Raw genomic sequence first — 16009 nt, 5'->3', positions numbered from 1 at the left:
TAGAACTTGAAGAGCCTAGCGAGAACGTTTTCTCGCTAGACTCTTCCTTAAAGGATAAACAAAAAGGAGAAGCTGTCCTATGTTTAAGAGAATCATCACACTGCTTATAGTAGGGCTGGTCATTAACTTGGTTTGTGTTACGCCCACCGTCGTTGGTCAGCAAACTGGCTCGGACGCGCGTGCTGAGAAGATGAAGGCGAAAGTCATTAAGATTGGAACGGGGCCGGATGCGCGCGTCGAAGTTAGATTGAGCAATGGCCGACGGGTGAAAGGCTACATCAGCGAGAGCAAGGATGATTATTTCACAGTAGTGGATGATAAAGCTGGTGTCGCCACGCGGATAGATTACGCGCAAGTTGTAGGCTTCAAAACCCCGAAGATTTCTACTAAAACCAGGCGAATCCTTACTTTTCAAGCGATCTTCTTGGGAGTGATTCTAGGTGCTGCCCTGCTCCTTGTAGCCTCAGGGGATTAATCGCTTCTCTAGCGAAACTTCGTCCAAGTAAGCAGTTTCGCCTTCTACCCCTGCTTTGTTGAACGGTTTGATGAGCAAGGTGTGGCGTTTGCTGCCGCGCGCATCAATGTTGGCGAGCCAAGCAACCCGATCAACGGTTCGCATTTCATTCAAGACACGCAACACGGATTGCGGCAGAAGTTAGAGATGCCGTTGTGGTGATACCTAGCTCAGAGGCTTGGGGATAGATCGTTCTCCCTAAGCCTCTTTCTCAACGTGGCGAAATCACTCTAACAAGTCTGAAAGGAGAAACTCTATGTTCAAGAGAATTCTGGCGGCGATTTTAGTGGGACTGGTCATCAATTTATTTTGCACAACATCAGTCGTAGTCGCTCAGCAAACTAGCAGTAATACGCGGGCTGTCGAAGAGGTAAAAGCCAAAATAGTCCAGATTGGCACAGGACCAACTGCGCGAATTGAGCTTAGATTGACTGATGGAAGGAAAGTTAAAGGCTACATCAGTGAGATTGAAGAAGACCATTTTATCATTGTAGATGAGAAGACCAGTACGGCAACGCAGGTCGCTTACCAGCAAGTTCAGAAAGTTAAAAGACAGAAACTCTCTAATGACGCTAGAAAAATCGGCAAAATAGCTGCTCTGATTGCAGTGCCGATTGTACTGCTACTGATTCTTACTCCAAAGTCATAGCTGAACCGCGAGGCGCTCTTCATGCAAGGAACCTGAAATGTTAAGTCTGTAATTTGCTTGACTTTAATACATTGGAAATTAGGCACTTTTTCTTCGGCCAGAAATCATCACCGGACGTCGTGCCACATACAAAGCCGTCAAGCTATCGCCTCTTTCGCCGCATGGCGAGAAATTTCGCTCAGCTCGGATTCACGGCGAGCTTTCGAGGCCAAATGTCTTTTGCATGCCTGATTCTTGCGACATTTGGCTGCCTCCTTGTTGCCGCTGGCGCGGCCTTATTTCAAAGATCACCCTTTTGTCTATGGCGTTTTGCGCGACTTGCGGCTCTCTGGTCCCCTCTGTAAAACACCGCAGCATAATCATTTCGACCCTACAACGCTGGTGAGACCTGATGGCTTTCTTGACTGATATCGGGATCAGTCAGGTTTTGTGCGACTATGTAGCTGAGACAACCGGGCAAGCTGCTTGCACCCTAGATGAGGATGGAGATCAGCGCGGCGCGTTGCCTTGGCACAATCTTCATCTTTACAGATCAGACCGTACATATTGGTGCTCCTTTCAGCGATGCACAGCTAGAACGACCGCAGCCATGACGGACGCACGAACCCTTTCAATAGAGTCTCGACGAGTCGTGTGCATGATTAGCTGCCTCGACGACCTCCACTTCACTTGCGCCACGCGAGCGGCAGCAGGTGCGAGCGCTTGTTAGTCGCAATCGCTGACCTGACCCTGAGCAACACTCTACCGCCTTCACGCACGTCGTCCCTCTTCCGGCGAAGCGCCAACGCTATCACACCATACGGCTTCATAGCATGCCGGCGATGCAACAGCCCAAAGCCCGCCAGACTTTCCGCCCCCTGCCAGGCAGGATTCCGCTCACCGGATGGCGACTTCTGCAGCGATCACCACCGGGAGATTTAGAGGGAGCTGTGCCACGCCGATCGCGGTGCGCGCGTGTGCTCCCACTTCTGATCCGAAGACCTCCAGGAGTAGATCGGAGCAGCCGTTGATGACATTGGTGGTTTGCGTGAAACCGGGCGCGACGTTCACCATCCCGGAGACAAGCAACCACGCGGCGATGCGGTCGAGGTCGCCGAGAGAGCGCTTGAGACTGCTGAGGATCGCCAGTGCCGCAAGCCGGGCCGCAGCATACCCCTGCTCGGCTGGAACTTCGGCGCCGACGCGCCCGAAGGGAGGTGCCGGAGAGCCGTCTGGATTCAACGGGCCGTGGCCCGAGATGTATGCCCGATCGCCGTGCAGACGAACCCACACAAAGGAGATCTGCAGGTCCGGTGGCACCTTCGTTGGCTCAGGCAGAACCAAGCCAAGTCGTTCAAGTTTTCGCTCGATCTCCATTTTCGATCTTCTCCTCTCATGCCGGTGTTTGGCGGCAAGGTGGTGACGCATAGCCTATGGGCCGCGTACATTTCATCCATCTACGCAAGTGCTAGTTTGTCTGTATTCAACATTGGACGATTGAGCTTTCTGGGCGCGTTGTTGGCCTATGGCAATAGCCTCGAGAAATCGGTCCACGCCGATGACTGCCCTATCTAGACCAATCAAGCTTCTTACAAGAGAAGCAAGGATCACTCGCACCCAATTAGAGCACACAGGCCGCTGTTTATGCCAGCCAAGCGCAATGCATGCTTGGTCAGGCTGCCGATGAATTTGCCCTAGGGAATGGATCAGTCTGGCTCGTTTTGCGTATGGCCCAAAGTGTAGTCGCTGCCATTTGTGTGATTGTTCTCCATCCCGCTTCTCCCTGAAAGGGACTGACGGCTGAATTAGACGAGCCTCTCAGCGGTTGGCGTGAGCAGTGCGCGTGCGGCGCGCCCGCTTCACGCTTTTGTGAGGGCGCCTCTCATTTGGTTCTTTGACCCGACACATAGCTTTGCGCTCAAGCTCGGTGGGTAAGCGCGTCCAACCAAGACAAGTCCCTGCTGATGACGATTTCCCTCATAGTTGCGTGATGAGTGTTCTTCATCGGGATCAAGCGCATGTGAAATCCATGCCGTCGGGCCATTTCCTTCACTTCTTCTGCTTCATCATAGGTCATCAGAAAATGGCCCGCAAGCGACTCGCACAGCGTAAAGAGATATTCATGATCGATCTGATGATGCCTATAAAGACGCTTGCCGGCTTTCTTCCCACCGGCCGTGTATGGAGGATCGATGAAAAAGACTGCTTCTTCGCTCCTCGAGAATTCCGCCATCACTTTTAATCCGTCATCGCAACGGAAGTCGATTCTGTTTACGACCGCGTTGAGGTTAAGGAGTCTGTTGGCAAGCGTCTTGGGATACCAACGAGAGCCGATCCCTTTTCCGTTCTCCCCGTACTTTATAAAACGAGATCCTTCAGCGAGTATTCCTCCATGTAACGTTCTATTCTTCAGAATTGTCTGAAACGCCTTCTCTCGCGTCGTCGTGGGAGTTTTCTGAAGTTCCTCTAACACCGCTTCTCTCGTCATCTCGAACGTCAGAATTCGATTGGCCAGCCACTCCGCATCGCCATTGACTACGGTTTCCCAGACGGCAGCGATTTCGTCATCCAATTCGACCATGACAGCCCGTTCAACCAAATTCTCGAAGAGGGCTGTCAGGCTGATGGTCCCTCCGCCCGCAAACGGCTCGACCAGAATACGCGGCCTGTTCTTCAGACTGGCCATCCAGCATCGGAATGTCGGCACAAACCATGTCTTCCCGCCGGGATACCGAAACGGACTGCGCTGCGGGACAGAGGCAACGTTGACCGGCTTCGGTGTTTCTGCCTGCCCATATACATCAGCAAAGAGTGGTAATTGCCTCACTTTAGCCATATCAAAACAGCCTTTCGATAGTTTGATTTGTAGGGGGAGTTTCCAATTGCTCGTCGAGTTTTTCCTGAAGCAGTTTTATGAAATCTTCTACTCTCCCAGGCAACGGTGTAGTGATCGAAAGCAGAGCTGGTTCAAACTCAGTAAATACTTCATCCACCTTTGTAAGGTGGTATCGTCCCGGTGCGTTGCCTGCTTTCGTACGAAGCTCCAGATCATAGATGAGCCATGCAATATCTGCATCACGCTTCGGAACCTGTTTCAAGGTGGGAAGAGTGGCGAAGAAGCTTTTGTTCAATGCCACGGCAATCTTCTTTCCCCAAGCGTGGAGAATCCCACCCTTATAGACGAGCTGCGGGACGAGTCTCTTTCGAGAAGACGAAAGGTAATCGGGACGAGGATAGTTCGGCTCTCTAGACCAGTCCATCGTTGCTCGGCTTTCCGGGTCACCCATGTAATACTCGAAAGGTTCACGAACGTTGCCGGAGATGTAGACGGCCTGAATTTCCAGTGCGCCAAAATCAAGGACCTTGCCGCCGTCGTCATAAGCGACGAGAACCACATCGATGTTTCCCGCAGACTTGCCGTTGGCGTCATTTAAACGCACTTCGGTTAGGGAACTCCATCTCGTCCCTTCCTCAAAAAAGAAAGCTGCGGCATCGTCAGCGATGATCCAATCCTGGCGAAAACGGATTGGACAGGTAATGACGGGTTCGCTCTCGTGATAGATGCTGCATACGCCAAGAGGATTCTTCGCCTTGTCCTTCGTGCAATTGGGCACTTTGTTGTTAAAGGGACAGAGACGATGAGACTGGTATCGTTTAGCTGCGTCGGTTTGATCGGTTATCAGGTGACCGAAGACCTCTGCCAGTGGCTGTTTAATATCAGTCATGAAGCTTGCTCCCTTGTCTCAAGTCCTAACGGCACCGAGCTCAGCCGCTGCGACCGAGGCGAGCGAAGCGAGCCGAGGGGGCTGGAGCGAGATGTTAGGCCGCCTTCACTCGCTTACTGTTGACCTCCAAGAACTCTTCCACTGTGTTGAAAGCATTGAAGAACAGCGGCGTCCCGGCAAACGAGAGCGGGGACACCGGGCCGATGGTCATAAACGAGTACTCCCTCGTAGCAATGTCAAAGGATGAATGTGGGTCACGAAATAGCTGGTAGAGGTCAAGAGCTTTGCTCCGTCCGCCAACTAGTTCGCTCAATGCCTTGAACTCGGCTCCCATCCCCAAGCCGAAACCGAAGAAAAAGATGCGTAACTGCTCCAAGATTTCGCGGTGCAGGCTGGAGAGAGTCTGGCTGATGAAAAGCCACCCTACTCCGTATTTCCGAGTAGTGCGTGCCGCATCAATCAAGATGCCCCGCACTGCTTTCTTCTCCTCGCTTTCAGGGTCTTCACGGGGTGCAAGGCGGTGCGCTTCATCTATCAGTACTAGTGTATTGAGACTGCGGTTCTGTTTGTAGGCATATTCTGCCGCTGTGCGAATACCTTCCAACAATCGTTTGATGACCAGCGCTTGTATCATCTCATTCCAGAACAAGGGGGTACTTAGCTGGGATTGATCCCCAACAAAGAAGGGAAGCGTATCCAAACTGCCAGCAGTTTGAGTCGCCTGTTCTACCGATAGGTCTATCACGACAAGAGGCCGTTGCGTTTGATCGGGATCGAACAGGCTGGCCAGCAGCCGTTCCACTTTTTGTGCACCCTCTCGGTCTTCACGAAACAGTTGTGTAACAGGAAGCCAATAGTTGGTGAAGAAGAAATTGCGATCAGCTTGGTCGTACATGGACTGAAACCTATCTCGTGACCCTTCTGTACGATAAAAGACCTTCTGTACATTCTCATCGCCAAGCAGCCCCCAGGCACGATCGAAGGATTCACGGGTATGGAGGTCCTTTAGTGTAACTTTGGCACGCTGCAAGCGATCAGCCAGTGTGCTTGCTGCCAACTGCCGGTTTTCGCCCTTGGGAATGCTCAGTTGTTCAAAGAAAGGCGACTCATAGAGGATTTGAGCGAAGAGCTCCCACCGGTCCAGCACTAAGTCCCTCACACCATGCACCTGAACGGGTTTCCTAAGCCTGTTCAGAATGCTTTTCATCGGCAACTGAAATTCGCCTGGCACCGTTTCACCCCTCGCTTCCTTGGCAAATTCACCCTGAGGATCGATGACCAGAAGAGCCATCTTGGGATAACGGGCATAGGCCAGCAGGATCATCTTGGCCAGCACTGATTTCCCAGAACCGGTTTTACCAAAGATGCCCAGATGGTAAGCTTCGCCAGCGCCCTGTGGGCCAGTATCGAAATGCTTGAACCAAAGCGGCAGAAGAGGCTTTGAACCGTAGACATGTCCCAAGTAGAAAAGTTGATCGCGGTAGGGTGAGAGGAGTTCGGATAGAACAGCGTCATTCACCAGATGAATGGGCGTGCCCGTGGCCGGGACGGTGCCCAAGATACTGGGGCGATAGCCATTGGACCCGGCCGAGAAGACAGCACTGATCGTCATCTCCCCCAGGTGGGTATCTTGGCGCTCGCTCACTGTCTCCACCCGCCCGCGTTGACGGATCAGGCTGCGCATCGTGGGGTCTTCATGCCAGACGTTCCGCAATTTTACCTCGGTGATCTGCCCCAGCGCGTAATGGGAAAGACCGTCCTGGTGGTAGCGGAACAAGGCCAGTTCCCCTACAAGTTTCTTGTTGACAGCTTCGGCCAAGATGTCCAACGTTATTTCGCTGGTGGAGGATGGCGACCCTACAACGCCAATCCGTTCCGCCTCGTCCACAAGCTGGTCAAGGTTCTTGTCCATAGGGTCACACTCCTGATTCTGTGCGATAGCCGTGCAGGCCCAGAAAAATCTCGCCGATGTTTCCCTGGTAAGTCTCGGCAATATGCTGACTGGTTACTTGGCGAAACGTAGGGATGGCTTTGGGCAAGTGCTTTACCATCCGGTCCGCCATATAGAGAGGATAGGGCTCCATCACCGCAGGTGCACCACATTGGTGGCGAACTCCATGGAGCAATTTGGCCAAGCGTTGCTTATTTTCGGCTACTGCACGGCTCATTTCTATTCGGAGGGCTGGAAGCCAGGGATAGGGCCGATAGTAGGCGACCTGGATTTCGTTCAACGATGAGATTACCTTCTCCTTTATGCGGCCGGCTGCTTCCTTGGTGGCAGGCTCAAGCGGGGCCAGATTCAAGTGCCAGGGCTCGGATGGCTGCTGCAGTGACCTGGGGCTTGTATATTCACCCGGTTCCAACAGAAAGCTCAAGAGGCCGCGGTCGTCGTACATATCTGGCCACCCCATCTCCTGCCCGATTTCTCGCCTCGTCGTGTACTTGGGTATCGCCAACCAACAACGGTCGCTCCGAGTTGAGGCGAGTATGGTCAGGTATGCCTCCAAAGCCGAGATTGTCCGCTCAAGAAAGTGTGCTGTAGTACGCAGATGTGAAGTATCCCGACTTTTGTTCAATGCTTGGTTGAAATAGATGAGAGGAGTGGTGAGCGATCCGTCCAGAAAGACAACCTCATGCGGCGCTTGTGCAGCCAGCTCCAACTCCATTCCGATCATCAGGGCACGCAAAATCGTGCCTGTTTCGGCTTCATGAGCCTCTGTCTCTACCCAAACGAGATGCCGGGGTTCTGGCCAATGGCGCGCTTCCGAGGGTGGTGTTAGGCCTTCTACAGCGACGGCAGCCGCGGCAACTAGGTCGCTAGCCAACAGTCGCTCTACGGCATAGGAACCATCTACGCCACAGGTTGTTGGAATAGGCGGATATGGAAGTTCATTATCGCGGTGCAGCAAACCGGCCCGTTCAAGGCTTTCTCGCCATTCTTTGCGGTCGTGTCAAGATTTATGTGTAAGCGTCTGTGTACGGGGGGCATACCGCTCCTGAAGCATCCTCTCCAGTACTTCCTGCACGTCAGCAAAACCCTTGAGCTTGCGCTCCGCCCACCGCCCTTCCTGGCGCTCCCCCTCCAGGTACAAAAGCTTGTACACCGCTCCTTCGCCTGGGAACTTGTGATCCCTCACCTTGGTTCCTCGCCGCACTTCACGGATAAACCGCTCCATGAGGTTGGTGCTTTGAAGATATGGCCAGAGCACCTGGGGGTAATCGTAGAAGCGAAGCAGGGCCCCTGAGTTCTCCCACCAGGCCGCCACTAGGGAAGGGTACCTCCCTGAGCCCCTCCAGCTTCCGCAACGCCTCTTGCCGGCTCTCCGCCATGTAGACCCCCCTCAAGTCCTGGATCAGGGGAGCCCTGTCCCGTGTCCGCACCTAGCCCAGGCTGCCCCTCACCTGGTGCACCACACACCGCTGCCACCCCGCCTGGGGATACACCCGGCGGATAGCCTCCTCTATCCCCGGTAGGCCATCGGTGACGAAGAGCAAAACCCGCCGCAGGCCCCTCCCCCATAGCTCCTTCAGAACCCCCTCCCAGGCCGAGGCGTTTTCCGTGGGTAAAAGCCAAAAGCCCAGGATCTGCCTCTCCCCGCAAGGGGTGACGCCCAGGGCTACGTAAACGGCTTCTTTCTCCACCCCCAGACCTTCCCTGTGAACCTTCAGAAAGAAGCCGTCCAGGTAGACCCAGGCCATCTCCTCAGGCAGCGGCCTTTGGCGGAAGGCGCTTACCTTTTCAAGCACCCCATCGGTGAGGGCGCTCACGGTCTCGTGGGAGTACCGGTGGCCCAAAAGCAGGCTCATCACCTCGGCCGCCTTGCGCTGGGTGACCCCGGCGGCGTACAGGGCCACGGCCACCTCCCCCACGTCCACCTGGTGCCGGGCGTAGGGCTGGAGCAAGCTGGGGTAATACCGCCCTTCCCGATCCCGAGGGATGGAAGGTGGTCTCCAGTTTGCGGGGGTAGTGGCCGTTCTTGCGCCCGCCATGTTGGCGGAGGAAGGCGTCCCGGTCAACGTCCAGGAGAAACTGGAGCACCTCGGTCACCGTTTCCTTCACCGCTTCCCGTAACATCGCCTGCAGGGTATCCTGGTCCATGGGGTACCTCCTCTTGTCTGGTACCCCCTCTTTTTACACAAACCCCTACACATAATTCCTTACACGACCGAGTCTTCTGAAACGACGACATACAGATAATCAGGCTTCAGGTGCAATATCGCTAACATATTTGGCACCGGGCGACCACCTAATAGTGAAACCATTACTATTGCCATTGGTACTCCTTAAAGCCCGTGAGTACGACGAAGCAGGCTAACCATCAATTAGACCGCGTTGTGTTGAGTGCATTGTCAGGCCCTGGCAAGTACTACATTGGTACCGATTTCGTAGTGGAATCCCGCACCATCACTCTGCGAGCGCACGAGTTCAGCGCTGTCGTTGACAATGGCGTCGACGGTGCGCTGGCGTCCTTCGTCGTCAAGCGTGCTTGCCTGCGTGCTCATGCCGACGAGAGCCATGGCATTCAGGCGTACGAACACAGATCCGTCTTGGAACCGAATCGTCCGCGAGAAGCGCTTCGACCGAATGTCGTGAAATCCCGTCTCCCGAAGGATGGCTTTCAGAGAAGCAGGGTCGCCGAGGCTGTGGCGACGGTCGGCAATCGGTCCAATGTGTCGTTCCGCAATGGCGCGCAACTCGCGCAGCACCGGAAACTCCTCGTCAGGACGCCAGGTGCTCACGCCAAATCGCCCGCCCTTAACCAGGGCGCGATGCATCTCGCGGGCGGCTGTGGCTCGATCCGGGAAAAACTGAAATCCTTGCTGGCACATGACCACGTCAAACGCTTCGCCATCGCGCAACGGCAGGGCGCCAGCATCACCTTCCCGCCAGTCAATGGCGGGAGCTAGGCTTCGTGCGACGGCCAGCATCTGAGGGTTGACGTCGACGCCAACAACCGTCCCCGTCGAGCCCAGGCGCTCCTTGGCGATTCGCGCAACAATTCCGGTTCCGCACGCGATATCGAGAACGCGGTCGCCGGGTCCAAGGTCAATGTCTTGAAGCAGCGCGTCAACCCAAGGATGGAAGAGCGGGCCGACCAGGATCTGCTCATAGAGTTCGGCGAAACTCTGAGAGGACAAACGCTGTACTCCGTCAGCGTGTTCCAAGGGCCGTGTTGTGTTCATGCGAAGGCACCGCCTTAATTCTTCTGCGGTCTAACGCTCCGGTTCAGCGGCAGTTCCGCGCGCAGCGTGGGATCGCCCGCTGCAACCCGTTGTTGTGCGGCTCATATACACCGGCCCTCATCGCAGGTCCAGGCCCATGACATGCCTTCTCCGGTTAAAACCGCTCTCTCATCAGCGGGAGCCGTCTAACGGGCGGCGGTTCAGCCGCACGCGGAGCGAAGCGAAGCGTGTCGGCTGGAAGCGCGTGTTATGCCGCACCTTACTTGAGAGATTACTCGATTTCAACGGAAACTATCGTGGCGGAATCCCCTGCCTTTAGGCATGGGGAGGAGCCGCGACAGCAGGCCTCATCTGCTCATACGCCCACCCGTCACCACGTTGCAGCACCCGGCAATGCTTGTGGCTCACGCCTTGCACCGCACGTACTCCTCCCACGAACAAGTCGAACCACCCATTGGCGCGCACCGCTACCCGCCCCCTCCATCTCCCCGCGTATTTCCCGCGCGGTATCTCAGCTACGACCATATCCCCCGTCTGAAACCCAAAATGCCTCTTCTGCCGGTTTAAGTGCCGGACCGGGAAACCTTGTTTGTCCGTCCGGCATACCTGCCGGTTTCCACGGCCCTTCGCCTCCCATACCTGCACCCAAGCGGGAATGTCCCGGAACTTCTCTGGGGTGCTGTCCCCCACACAAGCCGCGTCCCAGTAATGTTCTTTCGGCAGCCCCATCCGCTCCCGGTTCCACTTCGTCCGTCCGCCACTCCCCACTTTCACCGAAGATCCCAGGGACAGAAGACGCCGGTACAGCGCCCAGCGGGTGGTGTTCGCCGCCGCGGCGTCTCTCAGCGGCACTTTCAGTTGCCCAAGGGCTTTCTGCACATTTACCGCCCGTACCCGGTCCAGCTTTCGTTTCGACCGCTGAAGAATCGCCAGCCACTCGCCCGGCATCCAATCATCTTTCTCCTCGTTGCACGTTCGGCAGGCAATCGCCAGGTTCGACACACGGTTGCTCCCGCCCCTGGAGCGCGGCACCACGTGCTCCACTTCCAGCACTGGGTCACCCGATTCACCACCGCAGTACGCGCACCGGTGGCCAAACTTCTGAAGCAAGTACTCCTTCACTTCATAGCCAAACAAAGTCCCATGCTGGTACTCGACACCCGAAATCTCGGGGTTCTCCAACTTCTGCGTGTCGAACCGCACCAACTCTACCGAAATCCCGCCAATCGGCACCCGAATCTTCCGCAGAGCATGGATCACTTGGTCCACTCGCGCCCCAAGCGATGGGGGCAACCATGTGTTGCGGTTCCCGTTGTCCTTTGGCCGCTGTCCGCACTTGCGACAGTACCGGCTACCGTGTTTCGCATTCTTCCCGCACCCGGCGCACTTCTCCGGGTGCCGGTTCAGGAAACGGGGCTTCCGGTACCGCGTCTTGCGGTTCCGCCGATTCCGCCGGATCATCCGGCGTTTCGCCAGCCGATCCTCGATGTCTGTCCGGTGGCGGATCTCTCCCAGGAACACCACTTCATTGCCCCGGAGCACGGCCACGCCCGTGACCTTTGATCCCGGGTCCAGCTTGAGTCGCAACGGTTGGACTTCGGAATCCTCCAGTACCCTGTCTTTGAGCCGGATCGTGAACGGGGCCAGTCTGTGGACGACAGCCCGCCCACGCCGTAGTAGTAACCGCGCACGTTTTTCCGTGCAGTGCATCAGCGGCTTCTTGTGCTTGTCCAAAACGAAAACCATCTTCCCACTCCTTTCGGAGTGCCCTTACGGGCCTGGTGACGCGCGGGATGGACTCCGCCCGCATCTCTCCTCGCCCATGTTCCGTGGGCTTTTTACGCCTGTGGCACGGCTCGCTTACACCCCCAGCTCGCTGTTTAACCGCAGGCGGCAGGGCCTGGAGCTGGAGAAGCACCCCAGGGTGCCATCACCCACAGAACGTAGCGCCTTCATCGCCCTTGTCCTTCGGGCTCCGGCGCTCGGGCTGGTCATAGGTACCGGCCTGCGCTGAAGGCTCTCAGGCACCTTCAAGCCCCCGGCTTTAGCTGTGGGGTCTATGACGTTCCATTTGTAATGCTTTTGGAGACGCCTGATATTCTTGTGGCAACGGATTGTTGAACTCTGGTTCGTCAGGTACGGCAATGTCCAGCAAATTAACATCTTCTACATTTTCTCCAGATGCAAGCCTTTCTATTGCATGACGAGCTATCCGAAGCAATTCGCTACGCTCCAGTAGCTTCTGTCGCCTAAGGCGTAACATAGAAGTATGTATATTAGCGACAAATTGCTGTTTCTCCTTCGGCATTAAGGGAATTCTGATGGTCATGAAGTCATCTTCTAGCACACGAGGACGCGAAGAACCAGTTTGCAAATAGTTAACCTGTTCTTGGACAAACTTGCTCAGCAATAGTGCGTGAAGATACTCTGGCAAAACTTTGTCTTTGTCTGGCGTAATGACAATACACTCACCAGTGCAAACCCCTTCCTTAACTGGGCCTTTAGCATGGTAACATTTGTTTAAATAAGGGCGAAGTCGTCCATATAACAAGTCATCTTCATGAAAGACTTTACACTGACTTCTTATCTCTCTTCCCTTAATTGGTGAAAAATCAACTAATTCTCCCGTGTCCGAGGCGATATTTGCAAGACTCAAGTAGTTAAAAGTGTGCTCTGGATACAAAGCAGGGTTAATCAATTCGCGTCTCAGTGTAGCAACCTGAGAGATTTCAACCAATTCATACTGCTGTACACCGTTAAGAGATGCTCCAAAATTCTCATCAAAGAATTCTGATTTGAAAACACCCTTCTTTATCAAATCGGCAATTGTGTGAGTTTCCGATACCCACATGATTTACCATCCGTTCCTGTTAATGAAATCTGCAAATTGCCTAGCAATTTCATCTACTTCTGAATTGGAGCGTTCTCTACCAGTTGCGTCATAACCGATATTATCAATGCGCCCTAAGAACACTGGCGCGTCAAAATTCTTGCTTTCGCCTGTTTTCCATTTTCGGAATATACAAAGACTTGTCTTGTGGGTTGCGCCATAAGGCATAAAAGTTTCTATTGGCAAACTCACTATTGCGCGAATTTTGACTTGATGCACTAGCCACTCTCGGACATACGCCGTTTGCTTATTAGCCAATATGCTGTCTGGTAATACAATTGCCATTCTTCCACCAGGCTTTAGAAATTGCAAACAGCGCTCCAAACCAAGTATTTCAAGCGGGACTGTTTTCCTATTCCTGCCGAGTTCAAATCTACCAAGCATGCGACGTGCTTCTTCTTGCATAAGTGAACCAAAAGGAGGGTTTGACACCACGATAGTAAATATCTCTGGATCCTTGTTTTCGTCTCCACCGAGAGCTATTATGTCTGGATAATTGTCAAAACTCAACAGCGCGTTGGTATTACGGATATTGCTATGACCATCATCGTGCAGTAACATGTCAGTCATTGCAATACGAACCATTCTGTCCGACTTCTCAATCCCATGTAGCTTGAAAAAACGAAATTCGTGAAGCGTGTATTCGTCAGTTTTATCTCCATAACGTTCAAGCACAAAGTCCAGCGAACGGGTTAAGAAATGCCCTGAACCGCAAAAAGGGTCTAGAATAATATCTTGTGGCGTGGGATTCAACATTTCTATCGCTAGGCGAACTACAGGATCGGGAGTAAAATATTGCCCCATTCCTGCGCGTATGGCTGAACTCAACACGCGTTGAAATGCTCTTCCTTTGACATCCAAGTTGCTGTCAATGAGTGAATAGTCTTGTAATATCTCTACGACTCGTGCGAGAGCCTCATCGCTCAGTCTAATGTTTGCTGAAAACACGCCACGACTTCTTTCATAACCAGGGATTCTCTGCGCGAAAATCTCTATGTCTCTTTTGCGCGCTTCATCATATAGCTCTCTGATGTTGGAGGCCGCTTCGGAGGCGCTGCTTGCGCCGTAAATCTGAAAACGGAAAGTTGCGCCTATCCCTTGTGTGCTGGTTGTGCGCTCATCATATATCTTTGTGTACAAGATTTTGCTTAATTCATCCAGTGCTTCATCAGCGTGCATGCCATCAATATCTCTGATTGCACTATGTGCTTCAAATAGAAGATTTTCATACCGGTGGGATATCGGCTTCAAGCCCGTCTTTATGCGCTTTGCGTCTGCATTGGGCGGAAGTTCACGGACAAGTCTTCCCTTGGTTGATAGTTTTTGCTCATAATGAGGGATGTCAGGGATATACTCAAAGTCATTGGGGTCTATTTTCTTGCGAATAACTTTAACTCTATGTGCGTCTGTCAACATCCCAATAGTAGCAGTATGTGTTGCTGATAAGTAGGTCTCTAGCTGACGTTCAGCACGCTCAAACGTTGGGTCAGACAATCCTGCTTTCTTAGTCTCAATAAAAATGTAGGGACGTCCACGTTCGTTTTTTAGGGCGATGTCAGCTTCTTTATCGGCAGTAGCAACTGGCACACTCTCTTCTACAACAATACGCTCGCCAAGCCACTCTCTAGGATAGCCATAGGTTTCAATTAGTTCACGAAGAACCCATTGCCGCACATATTCTTCAATGTCCCGCTCATCCATTTGGGGGTTTTCTATGGCTTTCCTTTGAGCGGCGGCAACATCAGCGTTAGTTGTGAGAAGCCAGTCTTCTGGTGGAATGCGATAAAAAGGGCGTATCTTCATTGACCTTCACCTTGTTTGGATGGGTTAAGCGGCATAACTAGTGATTAAATGTCACGCTGCCATATAACACCCCGTACTAGGATGTTATCCGATATGTCAGATGTTTCCCATAGCCAAAAACGGTACTCGCCCAAAACTTCCCCCTTTCTCAACGAGGTTCGCAATGTTCTGAGGCTCAAGCATATGAGCCGACGCACGGAAACCTCGTATGTGTATTACATATTTAGACTTCATTCGTTTTCACGTCAAGCGCCACCCAAACGAGATGGGGGTCGAGGAAATCCGGGCTTACCTATCCCACTTGGCTACCAAGAACAACGTGGCGGCCTCTACCCAGAACGTAGCCCTATCGGCGCTGCTCTTCTTGTACCGCCAGGTGCTGAAAGTCAACCTACCCGACATCGAGAACATTGAAAGGGCCAGGCGCTCTCGGCGGGTTCCGGTGGTGTTCACCCGTGGCGAGGTAGAGCAGGTTTTATCTCGTGCGTCGGGCATCCACCATCTGATTTTGAGCCTGCTGTATGGAACCGGGATGCGCCTGTCCGAATGCCTGAGCCTGCGGGTGAAGGATTTGGATTTCGAGCGGCTAGAGGTTACAGTTCGGGATGGCAAGGGTGAGCGAGATCGGCGAACCATGCTCCCACGCAAACTGGTTCCGGCGCTCCACCGGCAGCTCGAGTACGCCCGGCGTATGCACCGGCTAGACCTGGAAGAAGGCTTCGGTGAGGTCGAGATGCCCTACGCTCTGGCTCGTAAATACCCCAACGCGGCCAAGGAGTGGGGCTGGCAGTATGTATTTCCTGCGGCTCATCGTTCAAAAGACCCCCCGCACGGGACGGGTAGGGCGGCATCATCTGCTCGAGCACGCTGTTCAACGCGCCATGAAAAAAGCCGTACGCGCAGCAGGTATTCATAAACACGCCAGCATCCACACCCTGCGCCACAGCTTCGCCACCCGCTTGCTGAAGTCGGGCGACGATATCCGCATCGTGCAGGAGCTATTAGGCCATAAGGACGTAAAAACCACCGTGGTTTACACGCACGTTTTGAACCGAGGTGCAAGGGGCGTTCGTCGCCCGCTCGATTCATAGGGCCATCCCAGCCTACTTGAGGATGGGAAGTCCCGCGCCGTCTTTAAAAAAGCAGTCGAGACGTACGAAGCCATTCCCATCCCTTCAGTCCGAGACGGTCGCTGCCAAGAGCGACCGATCTCGAAGGGAGTCGAGATGTCCGATGCCATTCCCACACTTCTGGCCAACGGCATA

11 protein-coding genes and 2 pseudogenes are annotated in these 16009 nt (G+C 53.8%); 3 read left to right on the top strand and 10 right to left on the bottom strand.

The genetic code is table 11. The annotated features are described in order from the left end of the window. Positions 1–79: 79 nt before the first annotated feature. Together PYK22_RS03565 and PYK22_RS03560 are read left to right on the top strand one after the other, a co-directional pair. The gene (locus tag PYK22_RS03565) at positions 80–475 is read left to right on the top strand and encodes a hypothetical protein (protein WP_041974326.1); all 396 of its coding nucleotides are present in this window, start codon (positions 80–82) and stop codon (positions 473–475) included. Between the two features lie 295 nt (positions 476–770). Then, a complete protein-coding gene (locus PYK22_RS03560; RefSeq protein ID WP_041974324.1) occupies positions 771–1163 on the top strand; it encodes a hypothetical protein in 393 nt (130 codons plus the stop codon). 876 nt (positions 1164–2039) lie between these two features. Here the strand turns inward: PYK22_RS03560 and PYK22_RS03555 are convergent. The 10 genes and pseudogenes from PYK22_RS03555 to PYK22_RS03500 form a co-directional block, all read right to left on the bottom strand. Beyond that, positions 2040–2519, bottom strand: a complete 480-nt coding sequence (locus PYK22_RS03555; protein ID WP_041974322.1) for a RidA family protein — start codon at positions 2517–2519, stop codon at positions 2040–2042. Between the two features lie 541 nt (positions 2520–3060). After that, entirely contained in the window at positions 3061–3978 is a 918-nt protein-coding gene (locus PYK22_RS03545; protein WP_041974318.1) for a DNA adenine methylase, read from the bottom strand. A 1-nt stretch (position 3979) separates the two neighbouring features. Further along, positions 3980–4867 carry a NotI family restriction endonuclease gene (locus PYK22_RS03540; RefSeq protein ID WP_041974317.1) on the bottom strand — a complete coding sequence of 296 codons (888 nt, stop codon included), beginning with the start codon at positions 4865–4867 and terminating at the stop codon, positions 3980–3982. Between the two features lie 94 nt (positions 4868–4961). Then, the gene (locus PYK22_RS03535; protein ID WP_041974316.1) at positions 4962–6779 is read right to left on the bottom strand and encodes an ATP-binding protein; all 1818 of its coding nucleotides are present in this window, start codon (positions 6777–6779) and stop codon (positions 4962–4964) included. Positions 6780–6783: 4 nt separating this feature from the next. Beyond that, entirely contained in the window at positions 6784–7542 is a 759-nt protein-coding gene (locus tag PYK22_RS03530; RefSeq protein WP_175577163.1) for a DNA double-strand break repair nuclease NurA, read from the bottom strand. Positions 7543–7818: 276 nt separating this feature from the next. Continuing rightward, positions 7819–8966 (bottom strand): annotated as a pseudogene (locus PYK22_RS03525) (IS256 family transposase). 251 nt (positions 8967–9217) lie between these two features. Beyond that, positions 9218–10051, bottom strand: coding sequence for a class I SAM-dependent methyltransferase (locus PYK22_RS03520; protein WP_041974313.1), 834 nt, complete (start codon positions 10049–10051; stop codon positions 9218–9220). Positions 10052–10366: 315 nt separating this feature from the next. Beyond that, positions 10367–11797, bottom strand: coding sequence for an RNA-guided endonuclease IscB (gene iscB / locus PYK22_RS03515; RefSeq protein WP_041974311.1), 1431 nt, complete (start codon positions 11795–11797; stop codon positions 10367–10369). Between the two features lie 298 nt (positions 11798–12095). Beyond that, complete coding sequence (locus PYK22_RS03505) at positions 12096–12902, bottom strand: restriction endonuclease subunit S domain-containing protein (protein WP_041974307.1); 807 nt, start codon at positions 12900–12902, stop codon at positions 12096–12098. 3 nt (positions 12903–12905) lie between these two features. Then, positions 12906–14744: an N-6 DNA methylase gene (locus tag PYK22_RS03500; RefSeq protein WP_041974305.1), complete on the bottom strand. Its 1839-nt coding sequence runs from the start codon at positions 14742–14744 to the stop codon at positions 12906–12908. 93 nt (positions 14745–14837) lie between these two features. Between PYK22_RS03500 and PYK22_RS03495 the strand changes: the two are divergent. Then, positions 14838–15835: pseudogene (locus PYK22_RS03495) on the top strand (integron integrase). The last annotated feature ends 174 nt before the right edge of the window (positions 15836–16009 follow it).

This window comes from Pyrinomonas methylaliphatogenes, assembly GCF_000820845.2.
GTDB lineage: Bacteria > Acidobacteriota > Blastocatellia > Pyrinomonadales > Pyrinomonadaceae > Pyrinomonas > Pyrinomonas methylaliphatogenes.
Note: the sequence above shows the minus strand (reverse complement) of the source record. Positions and strands in the feature narration are given on the sequence as shown.

Bases quoted from the DNA above. Each gene is read 5' to 3' on its own strand.
- PYK22_RS03560 (WP_041974324.1), top strand. From the start codon at position 771: ATGTTCAAGAGAATTCTGGCGGCGATTTTAGTGGGACTGGTCATCAAT.
- PYK22_RS03530 (WP_175577163.1), bottom strand. From the start codon at position 7,542: ATGATCGGAATGGAGTTGGAGCTGGCTGCACAAGCGCCGCATGAGGTT.
- PYK22_RS03535 (WP_041974316.1), bottom strand. From the start codon at position 6,779: ATGGACAAGAACCTTGACCAGCTTGTGGACGAGGCGGAACGGATTGGC.
- PYK22_RS03520 (WP_041974313.1), bottom strand. From the start codon at position 10,051: ATGAACACAACACGGCCCTTGGAACACGCTGACGGAGTACAGCGTTTG.
- PYK22_RS03500 (WP_041974305.1), bottom strand. From the start codon at position 14,744: ATGAAGATACGCCCTTTTTATCGCATTCCACCAGAAGACTGGCTTCTC.
- PYK22_RS03540 (WP_041974317.1), bottom strand. From the start codon at position 4,867: ATGACTGATATTAAACAGCCACTGGCAGAGGTCTTCGGTCACCTGATA.
- PYK22_RS03505 (WP_041974307.1), bottom strand. From the start codon at position 12,902: ATGTGGGTATCGGAAACTCACACAATTGCCGATTTGATAAAGAAGGGT.
- PYK22_RS03565 (WP_041974326.1), top strand. From the start codon at position 80: ATGTTTAAGAGAATCATCACACTGCTTATAGTAGGGCTGGTCATTAAC.
- iscB (WP_041974311.1), bottom strand. From the start codon at position 11,797: ATGGTTTTCGTTTTGGACAAGCACAAGAAGCCGCTGATGCACTGCACG.
- PYK22_RS03555 (WP_041974322.1), bottom strand. From the start codon at position 2,519: ATGGAGATCGAGCGAAAACTTGAACGACTTGGCTTGGTTCTGCCTGAG.
- PYK22_RS03545 (WP_041974318.1), bottom strand. From the start codon at position 3,978: ATGGCTAAAGTGAGGCAATTACCACTCTTTGCTGATGTATATGGGCAG.